Origin of the sequence: Bifidobacterium vespertilionis, assembly GCF_008698145.1 — a bacterium.
Taxonomy (GTDB): domain Bacteria; phylum Actinomycetota; class Actinomycetes; order Actinomycetales; family Bifidobacteriaceae; genus Bifidobacterium; species Bifidobacterium vespertilionis.
The window spans coordinates 40,321-66,930 of sequence record NZ_RZNZ01000003.1; the positions used below are offsets into that span (position 1 = coordinate 40,321).

The 26,610-nt window shown below is 64.1% G+C and carries 19 protein-coding genes; 12 read left to right on the top strand and 7 right to left on the bottom strand.

Annotated features, from left to right (window positions below; all coding sequences use genetic code 11):
- Positions 1–322: 322 nt before the first annotated feature.
- Positions 323–2,974 carry an ATP-dependent helicase gene (locus tag EMO90_RS02905; protein WP_150352999.1) on the bottom strand — a complete coding sequence of 884 codons (2,652 nt, stop codon included), beginning with the start codon at positions 2,972–2,974 and terminating at the stop codon, positions 323–325.
- A gap of 106 nt (positions 2,975–3,080) precedes the next feature.
- On the opposite strand from EMO90_RS02905, the gene EMO90_RS02910 reads away from it, so the two are divergent.
- The 3 genes from EMO90_RS02910 to EMO90_RS02920 all read left to right on the top strand — a co-directional run bounded on the left by EMO90_RS02910 (position 3,081) and on the right by EMO90_RS02920 (position 5,713).
- Positions 3,081–3,740 carry a response regulator transcription factor gene (locus EMO90_RS02910; RefSeq protein ID WP_150353000.1) on the top strand — a complete coding sequence of 220 codons (660 nt, stop codon included), beginning with the start codon at positions 3,081–3,083 and terminating at the stop codon, positions 3,738–3,740.
- 46 nt (positions 3,741–3,786) lie between these two features.
- Positions 3,787–4,899: a sensor histidine kinase gene (locus EMO90_RS02915; RefSeq protein WP_150353001.1), complete on the top strand. Its 1,113-nt coding sequence runs from the start codon at positions 3,787–3,789 to the stop codon at positions 4,897–4,899.
- 160 nt (positions 4,900–5,059) lie between these two features.
- Positions 5,060–5,713, top strand: a complete 654-nt coding sequence (locus EMO90_RS02920) for a hypothetical protein (RefSeq protein ID WP_150353002.1) — start codon at positions 5,060–5,062, stop codon at positions 5,711–5,713.
- 1 nt (position 5,714) lies between these two features.
- Here the strand turns inward: EMO90_RS02920 and EMO90_RS02925 are convergent, their stop codons facing one another.
- The gene (locus EMO90_RS02925; RefSeq protein WP_150353003.1) at positions 5,715–6,191 is read right to left on the bottom strand and encodes a hypothetical protein; all 477 of its coding nucleotides are present in this window, start codon (positions 6,189–6,191) and stop codon (positions 5,715–5,717) included.
- A 40-nt stretch (positions 6,192–6,231) separates the two neighbouring features.
- Positions 6,232–7,503, bottom strand: coding sequence for an acyltransferase family protein (locus EMO90_RS02930; protein WP_223849646.1), 1,272 nt, complete (start codon positions 7,501–7,503; stop codon positions 6,232–6,234).
- 208 nt (positions 7,504–7,711) lie between these two features.
- Between EMO90_RS02930 and EMO90_RS02935 the strand changes: the two genes are divergently transcribed.
- From EMO90_RS02935 to EMO90_RS02950, 4 genes are all read left to right on the top strand, one after another.
- The gene (locus EMO90_RS02935; protein WP_150353142.1) at positions 7,712–8,293 is read left to right on the top strand and encodes a xanthine phosphoribosyltransferase; all 582 of its coding nucleotides are present in this window, start codon (positions 7,712–7,714) and stop codon (positions 8,291–8,293) included.
- Positions 8,294–8,391: 98 nt separating this feature from the next.
- Positions 8,392–9,756, top strand: coding sequence for a nucleobase:cation symporter-2 family protein (locus EMO90_RS02940; protein WP_150353005.1), 1,365 nt, complete (start codon positions 8,392–8,394; stop codon positions 9,754–9,756).
- A 318-nt stretch (positions 9,757–10,074) separates the two neighbouring features.
- Positions 10,075–10,791, top strand: coding sequence for a winged helix-turn-helix domain-containing protein (locus EMO90_RS02945; RefSeq protein ID WP_190971895.1), 717 nt, complete (start codon positions 10,075–10,077; stop codon positions 10,789–10,791).
- Between the two features lie 158 nt (positions 10,792–10,949).
- Positions 10,950–12,431: an ATP-binding protein gene (locus EMO90_RS02950; RefSeq protein ID WP_150353007.1), complete on the top strand. Its 1,482-nt coding sequence runs from the start codon at positions 10,950–10,952 to the stop codon at positions 12,429–12,431.
- Positions 12,432–12,863: 432 nt separating this feature from the next.
- Here EMO90_RS02950 and guaA read toward each other — a convergent pair whose 3' ends face one another.
- A complete protein-coding gene (guaA, locus tag EMO90_RS02955) occupies positions 12,864–14,426 on the bottom strand; it encodes a glutamine-hydrolyzing GMP synthase (protein ID WP_150353008.1) in 1,563 nt (520 codons plus the stop codon).
- Positions 14,427–14,857: 431 nt separating this feature from the next.
- Between guaA and EMO90_RS02960 the strand changes: the two genes are divergently transcribed.
- The 3 genes from EMO90_RS02960 to EMO90_RS02970 all read left to right on the top strand — a co-directional run bounded on the left by EMO90_RS02960 (position 14,858) and on the right by EMO90_RS02970 (position 20,624).
- Complete coding sequence (locus tag EMO90_RS02960; RefSeq protein ID WP_150353009.1) at positions 14,858–17,332, top strand: phosphoketolase; 2,475 nt, start codon at positions 14,858–14,860, stop codon at positions 17,330–17,332.
- 221 nt (positions 17,333–17,553) lie between these two features.
- The gene (pta, locus tag EMO90_RS02965) at positions 17,554–19,224 is read left to right on the top strand and encodes a phosphate acetyltransferase (RefSeq protein WP_150353010.1); all 1,671 of its coding nucleotides are present in this window, start codon (positions 17,554–17,556) and stop codon (positions 19,222–19,224) included.
- A gap of 158 nt (positions 19,225–19,382) precedes the next feature.
- Positions 19,383–20,624 (top strand): acetate/propionate family kinase, encoded by a 1,242-nt coding sequence (locus EMO90_RS02970; protein WP_150353011.1) that lies wholly within the window; start codon positions 19,383–19,385, stop codon positions 20,622–20,624.
- 102 nt (positions 20,625–20,726) lie between these two features.
- On the opposite strand, the gene aroA is transcribed toward EMO90_RS02970, so the two are convergent.
- Positions 20,727–22,097: a 3-phosphoshikimate 1-carboxyvinyltransferase gene (aroA, locus tag EMO90_RS02975; protein ID WP_190971896.1), complete on the bottom strand. Its 1,371-nt coding sequence runs from the start codon at positions 22,095–22,097 to the stop codon at positions 20,727–20,729.
- Positions 22,098–22,440: 343 nt separating this feature from the next.
- Between aroA and EMO90_RS02980 the strand changes: the two genes are divergently transcribed.
- Both EMO90_RS02980 and EMO90_RS02985 read left to right on the top strand, forming a co-directional pair.
- Entirely contained in the window at positions 22,441–22,797 is a 357-nt protein-coding gene (locus EMO90_RS02980; RefSeq protein ID WP_150353013.1) for a nucleotide pyrophosphohydrolase, read from the top strand.
- Positions 22,798–22,873: 76 nt separating this feature from the next.
- Positions 22,874–23,659 carry a TSUP family transporter gene (locus EMO90_RS02985; protein ID WP_223849633.1) on the top strand — a complete coding sequence of 262 codons (786 nt, stop codon included), beginning with the start codon at positions 22,874–22,876 and terminating at the stop codon, positions 23,657–23,659.
- Positions 23,660–23,714: 55 nt separating this feature from the next.
- Here the strand turns inward: EMO90_RS02985 and EMO90_RS02990 are convergent, their stop codons facing one another.
- Together EMO90_RS02990 and EMO90_RS02995 are read right to left on the bottom strand one after the other, a co-directional pair.
- Complete coding sequence (locus tag EMO90_RS02990) at positions 23,715–25,043, bottom strand: MFS transporter (protein WP_223849634.1); 1,329 nt, start codon at positions 25,041–25,043, stop codon at positions 23,715–23,717.
- 259 nt (positions 25,044–25,302) lie between these two features.
- On the bottom strand, positions 25,303–26,544 hold the full coding sequence (locus EMO90_RS02995; protein ID WP_150353014.1) for an ABC transporter permease: 1,242 nt from the start codon (positions 26,542–26,544) through the stop codon (positions 25,303–25,305).
- Positions 26,545–26,610: the final 66 nt, after the last annotated feature.

Genomic DNA, 26,610 nt, shown 5'->3' on the forward strand with positions numbered 1-26,610 from the left:
TATCTGAACGGAACACCGGACTTGCATCCGGTGCTGAGTCGGCCTCTCCAACGCTTCACCGTGCACTGCACGAGCGGCTTGGAACCTTGCGGTTCCGCGCCTCCGACCCGTTGATGGGCTAAGACTCCAGATAAGTGCTGCCGGGCGGCAGACACCAATCGACAATATTACACACAACCCATGGACCGGACGACGCTCGGAGCGCCACACACGCTTAGCCTCTATAGCTTCTCAATGGCCGAGCCGTCAAACGGACAGCCCAGTGGGCTGTCCGAAGGCGAGGTGAGCCGCCGCCAAGCCGGCGAAGGCTCCCATTGAGAAGCTACAGCTTCTCAATGGGAGCAACCCTCAGCATCAGCCGCTTGACGCCCTGCGAGCCGAAGTCCACGGTGATGACCGAGTTGCGGCCCTTGTCCTGCGTGTCCTGCACGGTGCCGAGGCCGTACTGGTCATGCAGCACCTTGTCGCCGATCGCGAAATCGGCGATGTTGAGGTTGTTGTCCTTCTTGAGCGACGACGCCGGCTGCGCGGCCGACGATGCGCTTTTCTTCGGCGCGACGCGGCGTGTGGTCACCTTGCCCCCGCGGGTGCCGCCGCGTGACCAGTCGCGCGACCCGGAACCGGAGCCATAGGAGGAGCCGCCGCCATAGGACGATCCGGAACCATAGGAACGGCCGTAGGACGAGGACGACGACGATCCACTGCGCGAGCGTGACCCCCGCGACGAGGACGATCCATACGACGAACCGCCATACGAAGAGCCGCCATAGGACGACGACCGCGACCGGGAGCCGGACCCGTACGAGGACGATCCGCCGAAGGAGAATCCGCCGAAGTCGTCATCGGAGTCCTCAAAACCGCCGAACTCGTCGTCCGAGCCGCTCCCCCAGCCGCCGCGAAGGTTCTCGGAGGACGTCTCGCGGCGCTTCCAATCGATCAACTCGTCCGGAATCTCGTCGAGGAACTGGCTCGGCATCATCTCCGCCGCCTGCCCCCACTGCGCACGCACGGCCGCGCGCGTCACATACAGTCTGCGCTTGGCGCGCGTGATGCCCACATAGGCGAGTCGGCGCTCCTCGGCCAGTTCGGTGGTGTCCTCCAGCGAGCGCGAATGCGGGAACGTGCCCTGCTCCATGCCAGTGAGGAACACCACCGGGTATTCAAGGCCCTTGGCGGTGTGCAGGGTCATGAGCGTGACCTTGCCGGAATCCTCGTTCTCGCCGGGCAACTGGTCGGAGTCGGCCACGAGCGCGGTGGTCTCGAGGAATCCGGCCAGCGTGGCGTCCGGCGTGTTCTGCTCGAATTCGGCAGCCACGGACTGCAGCTGGGAGAGGTTCTCCACGCGCGAGGCATCCTGCGGGTCCTCGCTGCGCTGCAGCTCCTCCAGCAGGCCGGACTTGGAAAGCACCTCCGCCACCACTTCGCTGGGCTTGTTGGCGTGCGCGGCCGCGAAGGATGCGAGCCCGGTCATCAGGTCGCGGAATTCGCCGAGTTTGGTGGCCGTGCGCGTGGGCATGCCCTCGATTTGCTCGAGGTTCGCCACACCCTGCCAGAATCCGGTGCCATGCTCGTCGGCGTACCCGGCCACCAGCGCCTCCGCACGGGCGCCGAGCCCGCGCTTGGGCACGTTGAGTATGCGGCGCATGTTCACGCTGTCCGCCGGGTTGACGATGGCCTGCAGATAGGCGAGCGCGTCCTTGACCTCGCGCCGCTCGTAGAACTTGGTGCCGCCCACGAGCTGGTAGGGCATGCCGGCGTTGATCAGCGCCTCCTCGAGGGAGCGGGACTGGGCGTTGGCGCGGTACATGACCGCCATGTCCGAGTAGGCGATGCCCTCCTCGCCGTGGAGACGGGCGATCTCGGTGGCGATCCACTGCGCCTCCTGCTGGGCGTTGTCCGCCGCGTAGCCCACGATCGGCTCGCCCTTGCCCAGCGCGGTCCACAGCTTCTTGGGCTTGCGTCCCTCGTTGTGGGAGATGACGGCGTTGGCGGCGTCGAGGATCGTCTGTGTGGAGCGGTAGTTCTGCTCGAGCATGATCGTGCGCGCGTTCGGGAAGTCCTTCTCGAAGTCCTGGATGTTGCGGATGTCGGCGCCGCGGAAGGCGTAGATCGACTGGTCGGAATCGCCCACCACGGTGATCCACGCCGGCCCCTGCGCCCCCTGGCCTCCCGCGTCCACACCGGCCAGCTCGCGCACGAGCACGTACTGGGCGTGGTTGGTGTCCTGGTACTCGTCCACCAGGATGTAGCGGAACTTGTGGCGGTAATAGGCGGCCACGTCGGGCTGCGTGCGCAGCAGCTCGACCGTGCGCATGATCAGATCGTCGAAGTCCACGGCGTTGGCGAGCGCGAGGCGGTGCTGGTACTCGGCGTACATGACCGCGTACAGCTCCTCCACGTTGCCGAATCGCCCCAGCTGGTAGCCGCGCATGCCGGGCTTGTAGTCGGCCGCGTAGGCGCTGAGCTGGGTCCGCCAATCCGTGAGGTTGTTCTTATAGTCGGAGATGCGCCCCAGGATGGTGCGCGGCGTGTAGCGCTTCATGTCCACGTTGAGGTCCGCGCCGATGAGCTTGATGAGACGCTCGCAGTCGGCGGTGTCGTAGATGGAGAATCCGGAGCCGAGGCCGATCGCCTTGCCGTCGCGGCGCAGGATCCTCACGCAGGCGGAATGGAAGGTGGACACCCACATGCGCTCTGCCACCGGTCCGATCAGCGTGGCGAGTCGCTCGCGCATCTCCGCCGCGGCCTTGTTGGTGAACGTGATGGCCAGAACCTGGCTGGGCCACGCGCCGAACTGGCTGAGAATCCACGCGATGCGCCGGGTGAGCACGCGCGTCTTGCCCGAGCCCGCGCCCGCGCCGATGAGCAGCGCCGGTCCGCGGTATTGCACGGCTTCGGACTGCTGGGGGTTCAGATCCCCCACCAACTCCTGCGCGCCGCGTGCGATGACGTCCTGATCCTGCCGTTCCTGCATCGAATTGTCGCCCCTTGCCGTTGTGTATCGTCCGCTTCGTAATGAAAAGCGCCGTCACATCATAGCGGGCGCGCATGACCGGGCGTGAAGCGGTAGGCTGGATGACATGGAGGGACGCATTCGACTTGCCATCGCGGACAACGACGCCATCACGCTCGCCGCGCTGCGGGACATACTGGGCAGAAGGCACAAGGCACTGGATGTGACGTGGACGGCCACGCATGGCGAGGACGCCGTGGCAAGATGTCTCGATGCCGCACAGCGCCCAGCCCTGCTGTTGTTGGACATGTCAATGGGCGAGATGTCCGGGCCTTCGATCTGCCGGGAGATCCGCAGACATGGCGCTCTTCCCCGGATTCTCGCGATCACGTCCTTCGAGCCGGGAGTCTATGCGGCTAAGGCGGCCCGGGCCGGCGCACAGGGTCTGGTCGTCAAGGATTCGCCGGCGCTGATTAGACGCGCGATCGGCGTGGTGCTAACTGGGGGTACCTTCAACGCATGCAGTCCAAGCGTATCCTTCGAAGATTCGGAGGCTGCATTCCGCAGATTGCGCAAAACCCCGGCCGAGGGCGTCGGACGATTGAGCGATCAGGAGCGTTCAGTGATGGATCTGTGCATGCAGGGACTCACGTTGGAAGAAATCGCGGGCCGTCTGGGTGTGGCGGCGTCGACGGTGCGCACGCATGTACGTCGCGTCAAGGAGAAGTTGGGCGCCAAAACATTGGCGCAGGCGGTGATGATGGTTATGGAACACCGATATGAGTAAGCCAATGGAAGACGGACGGCCTCATTGGATTAGGCTCACGGTCTGCGTGGCAGCCCTGGCAGGCAGCATGCTGAACTGGTGGCCGATGATATCCGTCGCATTCAACCCCGAGACGTCGGGCCGGGGATTGTCGCCATTCGGCTGGCTTCTGGTCATGCAGTGCGCTGGAATCATACTGTCGGCGTTCCTGCCAAGCGTGGGAGGCGCAGCGCTGCTCGCAGTGAGCGCAGCCGACCTGTTCGATCCGATGCTCATCGGATACCAATGGCTGGGCTTGGGCGCCTATTGCTCATTGGCCATACTGGGATACGAGCGCAGACCGGCGTGGTCCGCATCCGCCGCATGTGGATTCGCGGCAATCTCCGTCATCGACATCGCACTGCATCATGACGTGCTGAGTGTGAACGTCCCGGGCATTATGCTGATCATCGCCACATATGCGGTGGCGGCGATCATCGGCATGGGATTCCGCTGGCGCCGCATCGCGCAGGATGCCCAGCGCGAGGTGTTGGAAACAAAACGGCTGCGTCGTGACCTTGAACTTGCACGGGCGATCCATGACTCGGTGACGGGCGATTTGTCCTACATCGCCATGGTTGGTGAATCGAGATTGGATGGCGATCCAGCATGGCGGACCGTGCGCGAACGGGCAATTCATGGCCTAACGGGCATACGGAACATCGTTCGCGCGCTGGACGATTCAGCCCCATCCGCATCGCCCATGCTTCAAAGTCGGGATCGCTCGGCAACTGCATCATTCGCGAAGCAATTCAGGGAATCCTTGGACGCGCACCAACGGCGTATGGAGCAATTGGGATTGCACGGCTCCGTCGGCATCCGCGGCGAGATACCGGACCTGGCCGCGCAGGATCGGCGTCTCCTCACGGGATTCGTGGACGAGCTGTTCGCTAACATGGTCCGCCATGCCGATCTGTCCGAAGGCAATCCCGGGTATGCGCTGGACATCGTCTTCGGTGATGGCCGAATCACCATCACCCAGGTCAATGCCATTCGTCGGCAAGATGATGCCGATCACAATCTTGTTGCCGGACACGGTCTTGCCCATTACCGCAATGCCATCACCGATGGAGGCGGCAGTATCAACATCAGTGCCGAAAACGGCTGCTGGGTGCTTCACGCGGCCATTGCACAACATTGAATATCCTGCGGTGAATTGCCGTCAACAAATGACTACAGCACATTTGTCAAAGCTGGATTGCCCTCATTAACATCAAAGTCGTTATTTAAACGAAGAAGTGAACGTCTCAGTTGATTGTAAGGTAGGGATTCTCTTGAGAAAGAACATCATATTCCCATTAATGATCATCTGTGTCCTTTCACTGCTTCCTGCAGGATGCGCCGACCAGTCGCCTACGGAGACCCAGCAGAAATCACAACCCGTCTACGCCTACCCCGGCGACGTCCGGCTTTCGGTTGCACGAATCAATGAAACCAAGCGTGCGTTGGACGACTACCCCAATGCCGATCGGGCCAAGGCCATCATCGCGGATGGAACCATCACCGTGGACGAGATGAACGAGTTCGATCGCACGATGGCCGCATGCCTATCCAAACTCGGGTATGACGGTCAATACGATGCCAACGGGACCTTCAGCATGAAGCGTCTGAACGAGTCGGATGGCACAACAGATTCAACACAGGCGCTGGACGAGTGCCAGACGGTCACCGGATACGATGTCATCCGGACGTTGTACAGCAATGCCGTACGCAATCCGGATGACGTGGATCTCGGTCCCTACGTGGTCCAGTGCATGATCGACATCGGCGCGGCCCCGCAGGGGTACACGCTGGACGAGTACGTGATGGACTCGCGCAACCGTACCGGCCCCTATGCGACGCTCGACGCCCTGCAGGACACCGATCCGAGCAACAGTCAAGCCCAACAAATCCGCGAATGCGGCTACGACCCCCTGCACAAGGCGGACGGCATCATCGGCGCGCCGAAATGGTGAGCTACCGCGCTCCCCTGCCCTTGTACCTACGTCCCTCCTCGGCGCGGATCTCCTGCTTGACGCGCTGGGCAACGTGGCCGGAACCGCCGAACAGACCGGCCGTGGCAAGGAACACCAGCAGCCACAGGGTGCTGGCGGCGAGCAGGTTCAGGATGACCAGCACGAACAGCAGGATCATGGCGATCCAGCCGATCACCTGAAACAGCGTGATCGGGGCGATGGCATCGGTCCTCTCACGGCGCAGGGCGAGCAGACCGATCACACCGTCGGCGTTCAGGAAAATGGCTGTGACGACGAAGCAGATTCCGTACAGAAACGCGGCCGATGGACCGTTGACCATGGCGCTTGGGGTGTTGAAACTCAACCGCGCGGACATGCCTGAGCCCGGGATCACCGCGAACATGACGACGGCCGCGACCGCATACGCGAAGCCCGCCACAAGCAGGGCAATGGAGAGATTGCGCAGATTCGCACGCATGGGACCCCTTCCTTCATTGGCCGATTCGATCGGACTGCCGTCAGCTTACAACGATCGCGCACACGAGTCCAACAACCAGCAGAGCCGCAATCACGCCGCACATGATCGTGCCCGGGCGCCTCAGCGGCCAGTCCGGCACGGGTCCGGCGAACGGCTTCTGCACGAGGCGGTAGGAGACACCGGCCATCACGGCGGTCAGCAGCAATGAGACGCACACCGGCACCCATGCCCAACCCGGCCGCAGTCCAAGATCGGCTGCGGCGGATCGTGCGATCAGCCAGAGGGGCCAGTGCCACAGGTAGATGCCGTAGCCGTACTTGCCGATCAGCGCAAGCGGACGCCATTCGAACAGGTCGAGCATCCAGGAGCGGTCATCCAGCGCGCCCAGCAACAGCGGCACGGTGAGCACGGCTGCGAGCGCGAGCCCGCCGTGGAAGGCGGTCGCATCGGCGCGCAATTGGAACGCCAGCACCGCGAGACCCACCAGAGCCGCGCAGGAGACCCACGGCAGGGCGGTGTCGCGCACCAGACGCCAATCGGCGGCGAAGCCCATGGGACGCTCCGAACCAACCAAAGCGGACCCGTCCGGCAGCCCCACCCGCCCGTCGCCGCCCGCGCTTCTTCCCCGCTGCATGGCCCACGCGAGCGCCATGCCTATCAGGAACCCAAAGCCGTGCGTGTCGGTGCCGTACAGCACGCGGGTGAGGCCCGATCCGCCTATGCCATCCTTGTACAGCACGCCCATGAGCAGCGCGGACACGGCGGCCAAGGCCAGCAGCACAGCGACCGACTGCCGCTGCGGCAACAGCCGCTTGAGCAGCAGCACCGCAAAGGGGGCAAGCAGACAATATTGCGCCAGCAGAGCCACGGCCCACAGGTGGCCGAGCAGCCGCGGGCCGCCCGCAGGCAGATCGGGCGGATATCCGCCGCCGAGCACAACCCCGGTCCAGTTCTCGGCGAAGGTCAGTCCGGCGGGCGCATCGACGCGCAGACCTTCAACGCCACCAAGACCCATGAGCGCCGCCAATGCCGCCAGCGTCCCGGAACCGGCCACCATGAACGCCAAGGCCGGCCACAGCATGCGCAGGGTTTTGAGCAGGGACGTCTTCAGATACAGACGAACATCGGGAGCGCCGTCATCCGCATACCGGGCGAGCAGCGAGCGCGCGGCCAGAAAGCCGGCGAGCGTGAACAGCACGTCGAAGCCGACGAATCCGCCGGACATGGATGCGGGCGCAAGGTCGTACGCGATCACGGCCATGAGGGCCAATCCCGCGATGCCCTGCATGCCGCGCAGCCTGGGGGTGTGCATGTTGTTCACGTATCGCGCTCCTTCGTTGCCGGCGTCGTCGGCCAAATGCCGCGTCAATCCTTTTTTCTACGCCGTCAATGCTAGGCGAGCCCCGGACCGGGCAGCGCGGGAACGGGCCGATGGGCGCCTACCAGTTCCGCGCCCGGTGGTAGATTAACTGTCCTAACCGAATCCAAACAACCTTCGCAAAGGGGATGTCAGCATGTCTATGCAGGAACTCGAGGATCGCATCGCCAAGGACGGAACGGTCAAGCCCGGCAATGTGCTCAAGGTGGACGCCTTCCTGAACCACCAGTGCGATGTTGCGCTGTTCGACCACATGGGCGCCGCATGGGCCAAGCACTTCGCCGGCAAGCGCGTCGACAAGATCCTCACCATCGAGGCCTCCGGCATCGGCATCGCCTGCCTCGCGGCCCGCCATTTCGGCAACGTGCCGGTGGTGTTCGCCAAGAAGGCCCAGTCCATCAACCTCGACGGCGAGCAGTATTCCACCACCGTGTACTCCTTCACCAAGCAGAAGGAATTCCCTGTCATCGTCTCCAAGAAGTACCTCAACGCCGGCGATCACGTGCTGCTCATCGACGACTTCCTGGCCAACGGCAAGGCCATGCAGGGCCTCATCTCCCTGTGCAAGGACGCCGGCGCGGTGATCGAGGGCATCGGCATCGCCGTGGAGAAGGGCTTCCAGGACGGCGGCAAGCTGCTGCGCGACGAGGGATACGACGTCGACTCGCTGGCGATCGTGGAAGCGATGGACGCCCAGACCGGCGAGATCACGTTCCGCCACTGATCGGGAATCGTGAACCGCCGGAGCCGGCGACGGAACCGGCAACACGGAGTAGGTAACTAGGCAACAGAGAGAAACAGAAGAGAGGAATCCAACCAACCATGAGCGAGAAGAAGCCTAACAAGGCCAAATCCGCATCCGTCTCCTTCGAGGCGCTGAGCAGCCTCGACGCGCCCGTGTCCTTCTGGCGCGGCATCCCGTTCGGTCTGCAGCACGTCATGGCCATGTTCGTGGCCAATCTCGCGCCGATCTTCCTCGTGGCCGCGGCCGCGAAGATGAGCCCCGCCGAGTCGGCCATGGTGATCCAGTCCGGCCTGCTGGTCGCCGGTCTGGGCACCTGCCTGCAGCTGTACGGCATCTGGCGCATCGGCTCGAGGCTGCCGATGGTCACCGGCATCTCCTTCACCTATGTGGCCGCGGCCATCGCGATCGTGGCTGACAAGGGCTACGGCGCCGTGGTGGGCGCGGTGATCGTGGGCGGCCTGCTCGAGGTGGTGCTGGGTCTGACCGCGCAGTGGTGGCGCCGCTTCGTGCCGCCGATCGTCTCCGCCATCGTGGTCACGTCGATCGGCTTCTCGCTGCTGTCCGTGGGTGCGAACAGCTTCGGCGGCGGACAGGGCGCGGCCGACTTCGGCAGCTGGCAGAACCTGACCCTGGGTCTGATCTCGCTGGTCGCCTGCCTTGCGTTCCAGCTGCTCATGAAGGGCACCGCCAAGCAGCTGTCCGTGCTGTTCGGCCTCGTGGTGGGCTATGTGGTCGCGATCTTCATGGGCAAGGTCGATTTCTCCGGATTCTCCGGTCTGCAGATCGTCTCCGTGCCGCACTTCATGCCGTTCAAGCCGGAGTTCGACTGGGGCGCGATCATCTCCTTCGCGCTGCTCTACGTGGTCTCCTCCGTGGAGGTGCTAGGCGACACCGCGGCACTGACCAAAGTGGGCCTGAACCGTCAGCCCACCGAGAAGGAGACCGCTGGCGCCATCGCCGGCGACGGCCTGATCTCCTCGGTCTCCGGCCTGTTCGGATGCCTGCCGCTGACCTCCTTCGCGCAGAACATCGGTCTGGTGGCCATGACCAAGGTCGTCAACCGCAAGGTGATTCTGTCCGGCGGCCTGATCCTCATCCTCGCGAGCTTCGTGCCGGCGGTCTCCGAGGTGTTCAACTCCCTGCCGCAGGCGGTGCTGGGCGGCTGCACGATCATGATGTTCGGCAACATCATCCTCTCCGGCTTCCAGATGATCTCCGAAGCCGGCTACACGCAGCGCAACATCACCATCGCGGCGCTGAGCCTGACCATCGGCATCGGTTTCACCGAGGTGGGTACCATCTTCGCGAACTTCCCCGCGCTGTTCCAGTCCATCTTCGCGTCGAACTGCATCGCCGTGTCCTTCGTGGTGGCGGTGATCCTCAATGCGGTGCTGCCCGGCGAGGATCACTTCCTCGCGGCGGCGCCGGGTGACGGCAAGTAATCGGCACACCATCCCGGATACCGCCCTGGATGGCCGGTCAACCTGCACGGTTGGCCGGCCATCTGCATATTCGGGGGTTGTTTTCCGGGTTTGCGGACACCTATCTGCATAATCAGGGAGCATCGGTCCCCGCCCATCGCGAATTGAAACGTTTGAACGATGTCCCGAACCATCAGAAAGGTGATTTTGACGGTGTCGCACGTCCCCGATTCCGCAGATAGATGTCTGCAACAGGCGAAAACTACCCCTGATTCCGCAGATGGTCACCCACAGAGACCTCCACGACGGGCGTCTGCCGAACGCACTAGCGTGGGAGACATGATGGAAGTGCTTTTCGTGTCCGACGATCTGCCGCTGTCGCAGGCCGTCCGGCGCACGCTCGAGTCGAACGGGTTCGCCTGCACGCTGATGACCGGCGACGGCCGCATCCTCCATGACGAGGTGTACGACAACGGCGATGCAGGAGATACGGCGGATCCCAGACCCGAGGAACCGGGCGAGGCGAAACCGGACATTGTCATCGTGGACGATTCATCGCGGGGCTGGACCTCCGAACGGTTCGACACCTTCATGGCCCACTACCCCGGGGCCCGTTCGCTGCTGCTCACCCAATCGGCCGTCGACACGACCTCCACTCCTTCTGATGAGGACATGCTCACGCCGGACGGCACCCTGCGCATGCCGTTCTCCAACGCCGAACTGCTCGCCCATGTGGAAACCCTGCGCCCGGACGGAAGCTCCCCCCGCCTGCTCATCCACGGCGATCTGACGCTGGATCTCGCGGACGGCCGCGCCTACTACGGCGAAAGCCGCCGTCCGCTCCCCCTGTCCCCGCGCGAATTCGCCACGCTCAGAACCCTGATCGAGGCGGACGGCACGTTCCTGACCTTCGACGAGCTGGGCAAGGCCGTGTGCGGCAACGGGTTCTTCGGCTACCACGACATCATGGACAACGTGCTGTACTCGCTCACCCGCAAACTGCGCAAACTCGGTTTCTTCATCACGCAGCGCGGTGACAGCTATCGCATCCTGTAGCCAGATGGTATTGCGGCTGGACTCGCCGCAGCCCATCTGGTTGCAACTCATCCGGCTGAAATCCACCCGGCCACCTTGCGGACCGGCGCGTGAACTCTTGATGAATTCCACCGCCTTGGACCTTCGACTGCGGCATGATTGTCGTAAGGAGGCCCGCCATGGTGGATGATTACACCGCGAAGATGACCGAACTGATCGAACTGATGCGGATGATCGGCAACGACACGCAGCAGTGCGAGGTCAAGGAGTGCAAGCGTCGCATCTCCTCGACCATCACGGACACGCTGTCCGCGTTCTCCAACGGTTCGGGCGGGTGGATCATTCTGGGACTGTCCGAGAAGAACGGGTTCACGCCAGTGGAGGACTTCGACGCTCGGGCCATGCAGGAGGCGCTCAGCCAGGCGTGCGAGAAGATGACGCCCGTGGTCCGCCCGGTGATCGTGACGTGCCCGTTCGAAGGATCAAATCTGGTGTTCGCACGGGTGGATGAGATGCTCCCGCGCGACAAGCCCTGCTTCATCACCGAACGCGGCCCGTATGGCGGCTCGTACATCCGCACTGGCGACGGCGACCGGCATATGACCTCGTACGAGGTGGACCGTCTTACCGAGGAGCACCTGCAGCCCACATACGATCTGGACATCGTGCCGGGGGCCACGCGCGATGATCTGGATCCGGGTCTGGTCGCCGGCCTGCTGGAACGGGTGCGCGGTCAGCATCCGCATGTGTTCGCGGGCCGTTCGGACACGGACGCGCTGCTGGATCTTCAGGTGCTGCGGCATGACGACTCGGACGAATCCAGCGTGGGCGGCGTGCTGCGGCCCACGCTGGCCGGGCTGATGGCCCTGGGCCGCTACCCGCAGAAGTACTATCCCCGGCTGAACATCGCGATCGCGGTGTTTCCGGGCACGGGCAGGGACGAGGTGTTCCGCGGCGACGAGCGATTGGTGTCCTCTCAGACCGTGGTGGGTTCGATTCCGGTGATGATCGACGATGCGGTGAACGCCCTGATGCGCTGGATCGGCGCGAAGACGCCGGATTATCCGCCCGCGGTGCTGCGCGAGGCGATCGCGAATGCGCTGACGCACCGCGACTACTCCCCCGACGCGCGCGGCACGCAGGTGCATGTGAATGTGTTCACGAACCGCATCGAGATCGTCAACCCGGGAGGCCTGTACGGCACGGTCACGCACGATGTGCTGGCGAATCCGAGGGCGGTGCGCGGGGCGCCGCTCAATTCGACGCGAAACCAGTTCCTGTTCACGCTGCTGGAATCGACGCCATATCCGGGAGGCGGCTTCGTGAACCCGGAGGGCGGCGACGGCTACCAGCGGATCGCGGCTTCCTTGCGCGAATACGGCATCGAGCCGGCGACGACGCGCAACGACATCAACACGTTCACGATGACGATCACGCGGCACCGCACGGCCGCGAAAAGCTCGCCGAGCGATGTGTCGAAGTCGATCATGACGCTGCTGGAACGGCATTCGGCCATGAGCGTCAAGGAGATCATCCGGGAGCTGCAGCTGACCCCGCTGGCCGCCACGTCAGGCCTTCGCGAGCTACTCAAGGAGGGCCGTGTCGCCACGGTGCGCCTGCACGACGACCCCACCAAGCGCTACCGCCTCAAGACGGCCTGAGCGCTAAGCGACGAAACAGGACATCCGCTTCGCCGTCCCGAACGAAGCGAAGCCACACCCCCTCGTCATCCTGAGCGGAGCGAAGCCGCACCCCCTCGTCATCCTGAGCGGAGCGAAGGATCCTTGATTTGTGCATACAGTTAAGGATCCTTCGGCTCCGCCTCAGGATGACGGGAAGGGCCATCCGCAACGCGGAAGGCGCTCCGCTATTCGATCACCCCGTGAAATCCGTCCGATGCGTGCGGTAGCAAGGCGCACTGAGGGAAGGCGTACAAAGGTACGCCGACCGAGGAGCAACGCAGCTAACGCTCCATCGGAACAGTCTCACACAGTGAATTGAATTGACGCGTGCGACTTCAAGGCGCGGCGGGCGAAGGCGTACGAAGGTACGTCGAACCCGCCGCAACGCGGAAGGCGCTCCGTCAATTCAATTCACTCCCATTCGATGGTTGCCGGGGGCTTCGAAGTGCAATCCAGCACCACGCGGTTGATCTGGCGGCACTCGTTGGTGATGCGGGTGGAGATGGTGGCGAGGACGTCGTAGGGGACGCGGGACCAGTCGGCGGTCATGGCGTCCTCGGAGGAGACGGGGCGAAGGACGATGGGCGAGCCGTAGGTGCGCTCGTCGCCCTGGACGCCGACGGAGTGGACGTCGGCCAGGAGGACGACGGGGCACTGCCAGATCTCGCGGTCGAGACCGGCCTTGGAAAGCTCCTCGCGGGCGATGGCGTCGGCCTCGCGAAGGACGTCGAGGCGCTCCTTGGTGATCTCGCCGACGATGCGGATGCCGAGGCCGGGGCCCGGGAAGGGCTGGCGCCATACGATCTCGTCGGGAAGGCCGAGTTCGGTGCCGATGGCGCGGACCTCGTCCTTGAACAGGGTGCGCAGGGGCTCGATGAGCTGGAACTTGATGTCCTTGGGCAGGCCGCCGACGTTGTGGTGGCTCTTGATGTTGGCCGCGCCGTCGCCGCCGCCGGATTCGACGACGTCCGGGTAGAGGGTGCCCTGCACGAGGAACTTGACTTCCTTGCCGCGGGCGCCGGCCTCCTCGAGCACCTGGCGCTGGGCCTTCTCGAAGGTACGGATGAACTTCTCGCCGATGATCTTGCGCTTGCGCTCGGGCTCGGAGACGCCCTTGAGGGCGGTGAGGAAGTCGTCGGCCGCGTCGACGGAGATGAGGCGGATGCCGGTGGCCTTGACGAAATCGTGCTTGACCTGCTCGACCTCGCCCTTGCGCAGCAGGCCGTGGTCAACGAAGACGCAGGTGAGCTGGTCGCCGATGGCCTTGTGGACGAGGGCGGCGGCGACGGCGGAGTCCACGCCGCCGGACAGGCCGCAGATGACTTCGGCGTCGCCAACCTTCTCGCGGATCTTGGCGACCTGGTCCTCGATGATGCCGGAGGCGTCCCAGTCGTTCGGCAGGCCCGCGCACTTGTGGAGGAACGTTTCGATGAACTGCTGGCCGAGCGGGGTGTGCTTGACCTCGGGGTGCCATTGGACGCCGTAGAGCTTGCGGGATTCGTCCTGCATGGCGGCGACGGGGGCGCCCTCGGTGTGGGCGAGGACCTCGAAGCCGGCGGGGGCGGTCTTGACGGCGACGCCGTGGCTCATCCATGTGTTCTGCTCGGCCGGGGAGCCGGCGAGCAGGCCGTCGGCGTGGTCGATGGCGGTTTCGGTCTTGCCGTACTCGCCCAGGGCGGCCTTGTCCACGTCCGCGCCGAGGGCGTAGGCCATGGCCTGGAAGCCGTAGCAGATGCCGAGCACGGGGACGCCGGCGTCGAAGAGCTTGGGGTCGACGCGGGGGGCGCCGGGTTCGAACACGGAGGCCGGGCCGCCGGACAGGATGATGGCCTTGGGGTCCTTCGCGAGGATCTCATCGACCGGCATGGAATGGGGCACGAGCTCAGAATAGACATGCGCCTCTCGCACCCTGCGTGCGATCAACTGGGCGTACTGCGCGCCGAAATCAACGACGAGAACGGGTCCTTGTGCCATGATCTCCCTTACATTGCTGTTGGCGTTGCAGGCGGAAAATCCGCCATATTGGAATAGGTCGATTATGACCGGCGAATCAGACAAGCCGTGAAAACGCACAACACGCCGAACGACGATTCTTCCGTAGTCGAACCGCTTCGACAACGTACTTAAATGCACCGCCACGTCAAAACCGTTGAAATACCGGGATTTATGGACTTTTCTACGTTGATTTGAAGGTTAATTCGAGGCAAACGGTGGCAAACTTTCTCTTCAATGAAAACGCACAAAACAGAACATCCTGTAACAATACCGGTCAGAAAGTCGTAAGCCTCCCTTACCATGAATGATGACTGGACGTGGGAAAACCGCGGATTCAACCGAGCCCTCGGGACCCATGGCCACATGGAAATAATCAATCGCACGTAATGTGCAGGAGTACAGGAGTACACATGACGAATCCTGTTATTGGCACCCCTTGGAAGAAGCTGAACGCTCCCGTTTCCGAGGAAGCGCTCGAAGGCGTCGACAAGTACTGGCGCGCCGCGAACTACCTCTCCATCGGTCAGATCTACCTCCGCAGCAACCCGCTGATGAAGGAGCCCTTCACCCGTGACGACGTCAAGCACCGTCTCGTGGGCCACTGGGGCACCACTCCTGGTCTGAACTTCCTGATCGGCCACATCAACCGTCTCATCGCCGACCACGGCCAGAACACCGTGTTCATCATGGGCCCCGGCCACGGCGGCCCCGCCGGCACCTCCCAGTCCTACCTGGACGGCACCTACACCGAGTACTTCCCGAACATCACCAAGGATGAGGCTGGCCTGCAGAAGTTCTTCCGCCAGTTCTCCTACCCGGGCGGCATTCCGTCCCACTACGCTCCGGAGACCCCGGGCTCCATCCACGAGGGTGGCGAGCTGGGCTACGCCCTGTCCCACGCCTACGGCGCCGTGATGAACAACCCGAGCCTGTTCGTGCCCTGCATCGTCGGCGACGGCGAGGCCGAGACCGGCCCGCTGGCCACCGGCTGGCAGTCCAACAAGCTCGTGAACCCGCGCACCGACGGCATCGTGCTGCCGATCCTGCACCTCAACGGCTACAAGATCGCCAACCCGACCATCCTCTCCCGCATCTCCGACGAGGAGCTGCATGAGTTCTTCCACGGCATGGGTTACGAGCCCTACGAGTTCGTCGCCGGCTTCGACGATGAGGACCACATGTCCATCCACCGTCGCTTCGCCGAGCTGTTCGAGACCGTCTTCGACGAGATCTGCGACATCAAGGCCACCGCTCAGACGGATGACGTGCACCGCCCGTTCTACCCGATGATCATCTTCCGCACCCCGAAGGGCTGGACCTGCCCGAAGTACATCGACGGCAAGAAGACCGAGGGCTCCTGGCGTTCCCACCAGGTCCCGCTGGCTTCCGCCCGCGACACCGAGGCCCACTTCGAGGTCCTGAAGAACTGGCTGGAGTCTTACAAGCCGGAGGAGCTGTTCGACGAGAACGGTGCCGTCCGTCCTGAGGTCACCGCCTTCATGCCGACCGGCGAGCTGCGCATCGGTGAGAACCCGAACGCCAACGGCGGCCGTCTGCTCAAGGAGCTGGACCTGCCGGATATCCGCGACTACGAGGTGGACATCAAGGACCACGGCCACGGCTGGGGCGCCACCGAGGCCACCCGCGTCCTGGGCTACTACACCCGCGACATCATCCGCAAGAACCCCACCGACTTCCGCATCTTCGGACCGGACGAGACCGCCTCCAACCGTCTCGCCGCCGCCTACGAGGTCACCAACAAGCAGTGGGATGCGGGCTACCTGTCCGAGCTCACCGACGAGCACATGGCCGTCACCGGCCAGGTCGTCGAGCAGCTTTCCGAGCACCAGATGGAAGGCTTCCTCGAGGGCTACCTGCTCACCGGCCGCCACGGCATCTGGAGCACCTACGAGTCCTTCGCCCACGTGATCGACTCCATGATCAACCAGCACGCCAAGTGGCTCGAGGCCACCGTCCGCGAGATCCCGTGGCGCAAGCCGATCGCCGGTCTGAACGTCCTGATCTCCTCCCACGTGTGGCGCCAGGACCACAACGGCTTCTCGCACCAGGACCCGGGCTTCGTTGACATCCTGCTCAACAAGAACTTCAACAACGACCACGTTGTGAACATCTACTTCCCGGCCGATGCCAACTCCCTGCTGACCGTGGCCGAGCGTTGCTACAAGTCCAAGAACTGCATCAACGCCATCTTCTCCGGCAAGCAGCCGGCCGCCACGTACCAGACCATCGACGAGGCCGCCGCCGAGCTCGAGAAGGGTGCCGCCCGCTGGGATTGGGCTTCCAACGCCAAGGACGCTGAGGATGCCGACATCGTCATCGCCTCCTGCGGTGACGTCCCGACCATGGAGGCTCTGGCCGCCAACGACAAGCTGCAGAAGATGGGCCTGAAGGTCCAGTTCGTCAACGTCGTTGACCTGCTGAAGATCCAGGACGCCGAGGAAAACGACGAGGCTCTGTCCGACGAGGAGTTCACCAAGCTCTTCTCCGCCGACAAGCCGGTCCTGTTCGCCTTCCACGCGTACCCGGGCTCCATCTACCGCCTGATCCACGGCCGTCCGAACCACGACAACTTCCGCGTCCACGGCTACAAGGAGCAGGGCTCCACCACCACGCCGTTCGACATGGTTCGCGTCAACGACATGGATCGCTACTGCCTGACCGCTTCCGCCCTTGAGATCATCGACGCCGCCAAGTACGCCGACGAGATCAAGAAGCTGAACGACTTCCGTCTGGAAGCCTTCCAGTTCGCGGTCGACAACGGCTACGATCACCCGGACTACACCGACTGGGTGTGGCCGGAGGTCAAGGGCGAGGACGCCGCTGCCGTCGACGCCACCGCCGCGACCGGCGGCGACAATGAGTGACGTTTTTCGTCAATCGCTGATCGTCTGATCGATTGATCGCCTAGCAAGAAGGCCCCTTGGTTCGCCAAGGGGCCTTCTGCCATATATGTGCGCTACATCACATTTTGCGTTGCGGCAACTTGGGGCAAACAAATACACAATTTCGTGAGCGTTCACTAGACTGGACCTTGGATGTGAACAAGGCAGTCACGTCATTGGATAGTTACGAACAGGAGAGACCCGTGAGTCTTACCAGTGTCACCATCATCAGCCCCGAAGCAGCCAATGGACGCAACGTCGTCGCCCTCGGCGTCGTCAACGCCCTCGCCACCGCGAAGAAGACAGGCGTCTTCCGTCCGGCCGTGTGCAAGAAGGATACCTTCACCGACGTGCTCGTCGACGCCGCCAACGCCGGTCTGACCCGTGAGCAGTCCGTGGGCGTGTGCCCGAAGCGCGCCCGTGAGGACAAGGCCGGCGCCCGCGCCGACATCGTCGCCGCCTATCAGGAGGCCGTCGCCGCCTCCGACGCCGAGGCCATGGTCATCGTCGGCACGGACAAGTCCGCCGTGAACGACCCGGCCGCCTTCGCCTTCAACGCCGACGTGGCCGCCGATCTCGCCTCCCCCGTCTTCCTGGCCGTTTGCACGATCAACCGCACCCCGGAGCAGGTCGCCGCCACCGTCAAGGCCTCCACCGCCGTCGTCGAGGCCGCCGGCACCAAGGTTCTTGGCGTGTTCGTCACCGGCGCCGAGGATGAGCAGGTCGCCGCCGACAAGGAGGCCCTGGCCGACGCCGGCGTGCCGGTGTGGGTCCTGCCGAAGGTGGACGTGGCCGCCGAAGGCGGTGCCGAAGCCGCCGCCGAGGCCTTCGTGGAGAACGTCCCGGCCGAAGAGGTGCTCAACGCCCTTGACGCCGACTTCACCGCCCCCGTCACCCCCTACGCCTTCCAGTACAGCCTGCTGGGCAAGGCCAAGGCCAACAAGAAGACCATTGTCCTGCCGGAGGGCAACGAGGACCGCATCATCAAGGCCGCCGATTACCTGCTGGCCCGTGACATCGTCGACCTGATCATCGTGGGCGACAAGGACGCCATCCTGGCCCGCGGCAAGGAGCTCGGCCTCGAGAACCTCGAGAAGGCCACCTTCCAGGCCATGGACGACGAGGAGGTCCTCGCCCCGATGACCGAGAAGCTGTGCGAGCTGCGCGCCAAGAAGGGCATGACCCCGGAGCAGGCCCGCAAGCAGCTGGAGGATCCGTCCTACTTCGGCACCATGCTCGTGGTGCTCGGCAAGGCCGACGGTCTGGTCTCCGGCTCCATCCACTCCACCGCCAACACCGTGCGCCCGGCCCTGCAGGTCATCAAGACCAAGCCCGGCCAGAAGCTCGTCTCCGGCGCCTTCCTCATGTGCTTCAAGGATCACGTGGCCGTCTTCGCCGACTGCGCCATCAACCTGAACCCCACCTCCGAGCAGCTCGCCGAGATCGCCATCCAGTCCGCCGAGACCGCCAAGGCCTTCGGCATCGACCCGAAGGTCGGCATGCTGTCCTACTCCACCCTCGGCTCCGGCAAGGGCCCGGACGTGGATCTGGTCGAGGAGGCCACCAAGCTCGTCAAGGAGCAGGATCCGGAGCTGCCGGTCGTCGGCTCCATCCAGTTCGACGCCGCCTGGTCCCCGGTCGTGGCCTCCACCAAGGCCAAGGGCAACGACGTGGCCGGCCACGTCAACGTGTTCGTGTTCCCGGATCTGTGCGCCGGCAACATCGGCTACAAGGCCGTCCAGCGCTCCTCCGGCGCCGTGGCCGTCGGCCCGGTGCTGCAGGGCCTCAACAAGCCGGTGAACGATCTGTCCCGCGGCGCCCTCGTCCAGGACATCATCAACACCGTCGCGCTGACCGCCATCGAAGCCCAGTGAGCCCATGCGGGACGTCCTTCGCAAATGCGGGGACGTCCCGTTTCCTTTGCCGTTGCAGCCAACCCTGCAACGGCGCTGTTTGTAGCAAGCAGCGAGTAATCTAAACAATGTCGGCCGCTTAGCGCGGCACCAATCAGCAACACATGGAGGAAGCCCAAATGGCGAAAACCGTCCTTGTCATCAATTCCGGTTCCAGCTCGATCAAGTACCAGCTGGTGGACCTCGAGTCCGGCGAGGGTCTCGCCTCCGGCCTCGTCGAGAAGATCGGCGAGCCGATCGACGGCCACTACAAGCACGAGTACAAGGGTGAGAAGCACGAGCTCACCGAGCCGATCCACGATCACGAGCAGGGCCTCAAGCGCGTCCTCGGTTTCTTCAAGGAGTACGGCCCGAATCTGGACGAGGCCGGCATCGTCGCCGTCGGCCACCGCGTGGTGCAGGGTGGCTCCATCTTCCCGAAGCCGGCTCTGGTCAACGCCAAGACCATCGGCCAGGTCAAGGACCTCGCCGTGCTCGCCCCGCTGCACAACGGCCCGGAGGCCAAGGGCGCCGAGGTCATGACCGCCCTGCTGCCGGACGTGCCGCAGATCTTCGTCTTCGACTCTTCCTTCTTCTTCCAGCTGCCGGCCGAGGCCAGCACCTACGCGCTGAACAAGCAGATCGCCGACCAGTACCACATCCGCCGCTACGGCGCCCACGGCACCTCCCACGAGTTCGTCGGCTCCGTCGTCCCGGAGCTCATCGGCAAGCCGGCCGAGGGCCTCAAGCAGATCGTCCTGCACATCGGCAACGGCGCCTCCGCCTCCGCCCAGATCTCCGGCAAGCCCGTCGACACCTCCATGGGCCTCACCCCGCTTGAGGGTCTGGTCATGGGCGGCCGCACCGGCGACATCGACCCGGCCGTGGTCTTCCACCTGATCCGTAACGCCCACATGAACGTGGACGAGCTGGACACCCTGTTCAACAAGAAGTCCGGTCTGGCCGGCATGACCGGCTACGGCGACATGCGCGAGGTCCACCGCCTGGTGGCCGAGGGCAACGCCGATGCCAAGCTGGCTCTGGACGTCTACGTGCACCGCATCGTCGGCTACATCGGCAACTACACCGCCCAGATGGGTGGCGTGGACGTGATCACCTTCACCGCCGGTGTGGGCGAGAACGACGACATCGTGCGCAAGATGGTGTGCGACAAGCTCGCCCCGTTCGGCGTCAAGATCGACGAGGAGAAGAACGCCACCCGCTCCAAGGAGCCGCGTATCATCTCCACCCCGGATTCCTCCGTGATCATCGCCATCTACCCGACCAACGAGGAGCTGGCCATCGCCCGCAAGTCCGCCGAGATCGCTGTTGCCGGCAAGGACTCCTACGGCAACGTGGTCGAGCCCATTGACGAGGCCTGATTCGGTCCGATCGATCGAATCGCCTGAGACGGCATAGCACAGGGGCCCGGATCCGAATCGGATCCGGGTCCCTGTGCGTTTGTATGGGCGCAGCGGCGTCTTTCAGCCGAGCAACGTGGTCCACATGCCGGTGAAGTCCGGCAGTGTCTTTCGCGTGGTGGCCACGTTGCGCACGCGGATGCCCGGAATCTTCAGGCCCAGCATGGCTGCGAAGGTGGCCATGCGGTGATCGGCATAGGTTTCCATATCGGCGCTATGCAGCGTCCCGGCCGGCACGGGCTCGATGCGTAGGCCGTCGGGCAGTTCGGACGCCTTGCCGCCCACGCGCGTGATCTCGGTGACCAGCGCCTGAAGTCGATTGGTCTCATGCCCGCGCAGATGGCCGATGCCAACAAGGTCCGTGGGGACATCGCCGAAGACCAGCACGGCGGCCAGCGAAGGGGCGATCTCCCCCGCAGCGGTCAGATCAAAGTCTCCAAGGCCCTTGACATGACCGTCGGAGGCCACCTCGCAATAGCGGATGCCGTCCTCCTCCGGGAAGGTCACGGTGGCCCCCATGCGCTCCAGATAACCGGGCAGCAGGCCGCCGGGCTGGGTGGTCGTCACCGGCCAGTGGGGCACGCGCACTGTGCCGCCGGCGATCAGAGCCGCGCCCAGGAACGGGGCCGCGTTGGACAGATCGGGCTCCACCACCACGCGATCGGGCAGCTGCACAGCCCCCGGAGCCACACGCCACACACGAGCCGCCTCATCGGCCCGCGCATGTGCGCCCGCCGCATTGAGATCGGCGACGGTCATGCGGATGTGCGGTAGACTAGGGGTCTTCTCCCCCGTGTGATGCAGTTCGAGGCCATGCGGAAGTCTGGAGCCCACAAGCAGCAGACCGGAGATGAACTGGGAGGATCCGGACGAATCGATGGACACCGTCGCCGAGCCCTCACCCGCGGAACCTGCCTGCGAAACCTCGGACAGCGCGGCGGGCGGCGTGATGGTAAACGGCAGCTTGCCCACCTCTCCGTGGTAGTCCACGCGTGCGCCCAGCTGCTCAAGACCGTCGAGCACCGGCTTCATCGGCCGGGCGTAGGCCTGCTCATCACCGTCGAAGCGCACCGGACCGTCCGCGAACAAGGCCAGTCCGGGCACGAAGCGCATCACCGTTCCGGCCAGACCGCAGTAGACGTCCACATCGCCGTGGAACCTGCCGCTTGCCGGCGGGGTCACGGTCACCGTGGTGGGCGTAGAAGGGTCTTCCGCACAACGCACGCCCAAGGCATTGAGCGCGCCCATCATGAGCTCGGTGTCGCGCGAACGGAGCAGACCCACCAACGTGACCGGCTGCGAGCCGAGCGCGGCGAGGATGAGATACCGGTTGGATAGGGATTTGCTGCCGGGAATCATGACCGTGGCATTGAGGGGGCCAGCCGCCACCGGCGCGTCCCACAGGGGTTCATTCGCATTACTCGTTGTAGTCATATTCAGCATGGTACAGTCCCGCCCGGCCCCGCGCGCAGGACATTTCACATGAAGACGGAGCCGAACAGGCCACTTCCGCATGCTTGTTGGCCTTCCGAGGGCGGATTCAGGCTCCTGCGGGAACCTAATTGGCCTTCCGAGGGCATCGCATCATGACAAAAACACGCGAAAACATACATTTACTGGGGAAATATGGGGCAATACAGCGCTTATGCCCATATGCATCCGCCCTCGGAAGGTCAAGTAGCTTTGCAAGACCGGTCACATCCGCCCTAGGAAGGCCATATAGTGATTCCGTAAGGCGTCTCATCGACACATTCCTTCGCGGGGAGGGCATTTCACAATGATCAGCGAATCGACGATCCAAGCGGTGAGGGATTTCAGCGCGCAACGGGACTGGGACCGGTTCCACACCCCGGAGAATCTGGCCAAATCCATCATCATCGAAGGCGCGGAGCTGCTGGAATGCTACCAGTGGACGCCGCAGGCCCCCGCACTGGACAGCGGGCATGTGCAGGAGGAGCTGGCGGACGTACTCACCTACTGCATCATGATGGCGGACAGCCTGGGCGTGGACATGGACGAGATCATCCTCGCCAAGTTGGAGAAGACCAAGCGCAAGTATCCGGCTGAACTCATGCGCGAGGATCCGCAGGCCGCGCAGGAACGCCATTGGGCCGCCCGCGGCGAGCGGATCTGAGCCCACGCCTTCCCCCGAAAACCGCCATGCGGACGGGGCCGATGGCATGTAACACGGCATTCATACCCTGAGGCGCATGGATTTGACTACGTTGCCTTCTCTATGGATGACCTTGGCCATCGTCTGTCCGCTGGTGCTGCTCGGCGGTGTGGTGGACGCCGTTGCCGGCGGAGGCGGGCTCATCACGCTGCCCTCGTATCTGATCGCCGGCGTGCCGCCGCATCTGGCCATCGCCACGAACCAGCTGTCCGCGGCGATCGGCTCCACCGCCTCCACGGTGAGGCTTTGGCGCAACGGCTTCGTCAATGTGGCTCTGGCCCTGCCGGCCGCGCTGTTCGGCTTTCTGGGCAGTGTGGGCGGTGCGCGCATCACGCTGCTGGTGCCGGAGGGCGTGCTACGGTACGTGCTGCTGGTGCTGTTGCCCGTTGTGGCCGTGGTGGTGATGCGGCGCAAGAACCTCGCCGCCAAGGAGCGCGAAATGCCATGGAACCGCCGGTGGCTGCTGGTGGCGGCATGCTCGCTGGCGTGCGGCTTGTACAACGGCTTCTACGGCCCCGGGTCGGGCACGTTCACCCTGCTTGCGTTCACTACGGTCGCCGGCATGGGTCTGAAGGACGCCTCCGGGGACATGAAGATCTGGAATCTGTCCGCCAACATCGCATCCATCATCACCTTCGCGCTCAGCGGGCAGATGTGGTGGCTGGTGGGCTGCGTGGCCGGCGTATTCGGCATGGCGGGCCATTACGTGGGCGCCGGATTGGTGCTCAAGGACGGCACGCGGATCGTGCGGCCGGTTATCGTGCTGGTGCTGGTGATCCTGTTCGTGCGCACGGCACTCGAACTGGCCGGCGTGATCGCATAGCAAAGCCCTCGGAAACAATCGTCTCCGAGGGCTTTCTCGCACTAGCGCGAGCAGATCACTTCACGCGCTTGACGGCGAGAATCAGCAGGCCGCCGATCACGCAGATCGCGGTCTCGACCGGGAACATCGCGCGGTAGCCGATGGTGGAGATCACCAGGCCGGCGATGGCCGGGCCGAACACCTGGCCGAGCGTATTGGCCATGTTGATGATGCCGAGGTCCTTGGCGGCGGTCTTCGGATCGGGCAGCACAGCCACGTTGAGCGCCTGGTCGACGGCGTTGTAGGCGCCCATGCCGATGCCGGCGATCAGCGCGTAGGCGAACATGGTCCACGGTTCGGCGTCGAAGAACGGGAAGAACGCGCCCACGCCCAGCATGATCGTGGTGATGGCCACGGGGGCCTTGATGCGGTGGAAGCGGTCGGACAGCGGGCCGGCGATCACGCAGAACACGATGCCGGTGATCATGAGGATGAGCGACATGGTGGAGATCGCGGCGGTCTGGGCATCGGAATCAAGCTTCATGTAGTCGGAGAAGATGTACAGCTGGTAGCCCACGATCACGTACTGGCCGGTGACCATGAGCATCTTGCCGGCGAGGGCGAGGTAGTAGTCGCGGCAGTTGCGCGTGGGGAACATGAAGTACTGCTTGATGGCGTCGTGGTCGAACTTGGCGCGGACGACGTCCTTGTTGCCGGGCTCGCGCATGATGATCGGGGAGATGACGCCACCCACGGCGGCGATCACGGCGAAGATGAGTACGCCGGTGGTGGCCGCGTCGTTGCTGGCGATGAAGCGGGCGGCGATCAGGCCGGAGCCGTAGTTGCCGATGGCCATGCCGATGCCCCAGAAGGAGGAGATCGTACCGCGCCAACGCGGGGCGATGCGGTCGGACAGCTGGGCGATCATGGGGGCGGTGACGCAGTTGAGGGCCACGTTGTACAGGGTCCAGGTGACCAGCAGCATGGGCCACGTGGAGGAGAAGGCCAGCCAGACGAACATGATCGCGCAGGCGAAGGAGGCGCACACGATCCACGGGGTGCGGCTGCCGAAGCGGGTGCGGGTGATGTCGGACAGGGCGCCGGCGATGATGTTGGAGATCGTGGCGGCCACCATGGCGATGGTGGAGAACAGCGGGATGAGCGCCACCTTCTGGTCGGGCGCGAAGAACTGCAGCTTGGCGGGCAGCAGCGTGGCGGAGACGCCCACGTAGGCGAGCATCCAGCAGGCCGGTCCCACGAGCAGTCCGAAGCCCAGGCGCAGCGGCAGCTTGGGCTGATCGGCGTTGTTCACGCCGTAGGTGGGTTCCTTCGTCTCAGGTGCGGATGCGGTGGAGACGGCGGTCGTCCCGGCAGCCTTCCTGTCCATCACCGTTTGTGCGGTCATGTTTCTTCCTTCCTCCTGCGCATTCCGGGGACGGCGTTGTCTCTTGAGCGACGATCCGGATGTTTGCGCAAACATTATGGCGTTTAAGAGAATACACCTTACAGGCGGGGCAACATGATGTAAATCGATTCACATTGGACAATAATCTGATTTTTGTTACGAATACCACATTTCAGGCGGCGCAAACGATGCCAGAGACCATGTTGATCATGTACTGATCAAAACGTTTGCGTTCACATCATCAGCGGCATGGACCACATCACCGGTCCGCCGGCAAACGGGACTCCAGTCCCGTGACCTTGTCGACATCAGCCGCGGCCGCCGTCGCCATCTTTGGAACGGCAGCCCCCACGCCCACGTTGGCATGCAGCTGCGCGTACACGAGCTGGGCGGCCACACGATCGGCCTCGATCGCCGCGATCTGACGGGCGAAGACGATGAACCATCCCAGGAACACCAGGCCGGACAGCGCCTCCACGTTGGTGAGCGTGTTGTCGCCTTTGAGCCAGATCAGCCCGGCCACACCGCACACGCCGATCGCCAGATCGCCGATCACGAACATGGCCTTGGACAGCTGCGGGGCGAGCCACGGCAGCACGATCAGCAGCACGCACATGATCGGCGGCAGGCCGCGCGCGAAGAAATCGTGCGTGTGGGGATGCGGCGTGTACCGGAACGTGCCGATGCCGATGAAAAACAGCCCGGCGAGCGTGAGGAAGCCCATGAGCAGCACCATCCGCAGCCGGAAATGGCTGATGTCGTCCACGGGCCGGCCGGCGCGCGCCTCCCGATCCCCCGCCCGGCCCACATCGGGCAGCGCGTCCACATGGTCCTGCTGCCAGCGCACGCGCAGCCGGTGCGTGGTGATGAGCTCGGAGACCGCGAAGTAGCTCACGATGATGATGCACACGCCCGCCAGAATGAGTGTGGAGTTGAACATGCGCGCCGCGAAGGTGGTGCGGTCCCCCAGCTGCGAAAAGTTGTTGTTGTACCAGTATGGATCGTCCGTGGTCAGACCCGCCGTGGTGACGCCGGAGAGCACGAAGAACGGCAGCAGCGAGGCGATGGTCTTCGCGTTCATGAGATCGGCCTGCACAAAGGTGAAATAGCCCACCACGCCGGCGATGCCCGCGGTGATCCATGGCAAGTAGTCGTTGAACGATCCCATCATGGAGCTGATGACGCCCATGATCGCGAAATCGCACAGGAAGATGGTGGAGGCGTACACCACTGACAGCGCCAGCACCTCCACCGCGCGGCGCACCGGCACCAGCCAGCCGTGATCCAGATTCCACGAACGCGAATGGCGGGCGTATCCGATGGCGAACGACACCACGCCGCATGCCGTCACCATGCCGGACGACACGGTGAGCAGCCGCCGGGACACCTGCCAGATGGCCGGCGCATACTCCACATACAGCTTCATGGCGATGGCGCACACCACCGCGCACACCAGGAAGGAAATGAGCCCGGAGGTCTCCGCCCGCTGATGACGTCCCATGATTCGGCTCCTCCCTCCGGTTTCGCATGCCGGCCTGCGGTACATGGACGGCTGCGGCACCCCGAT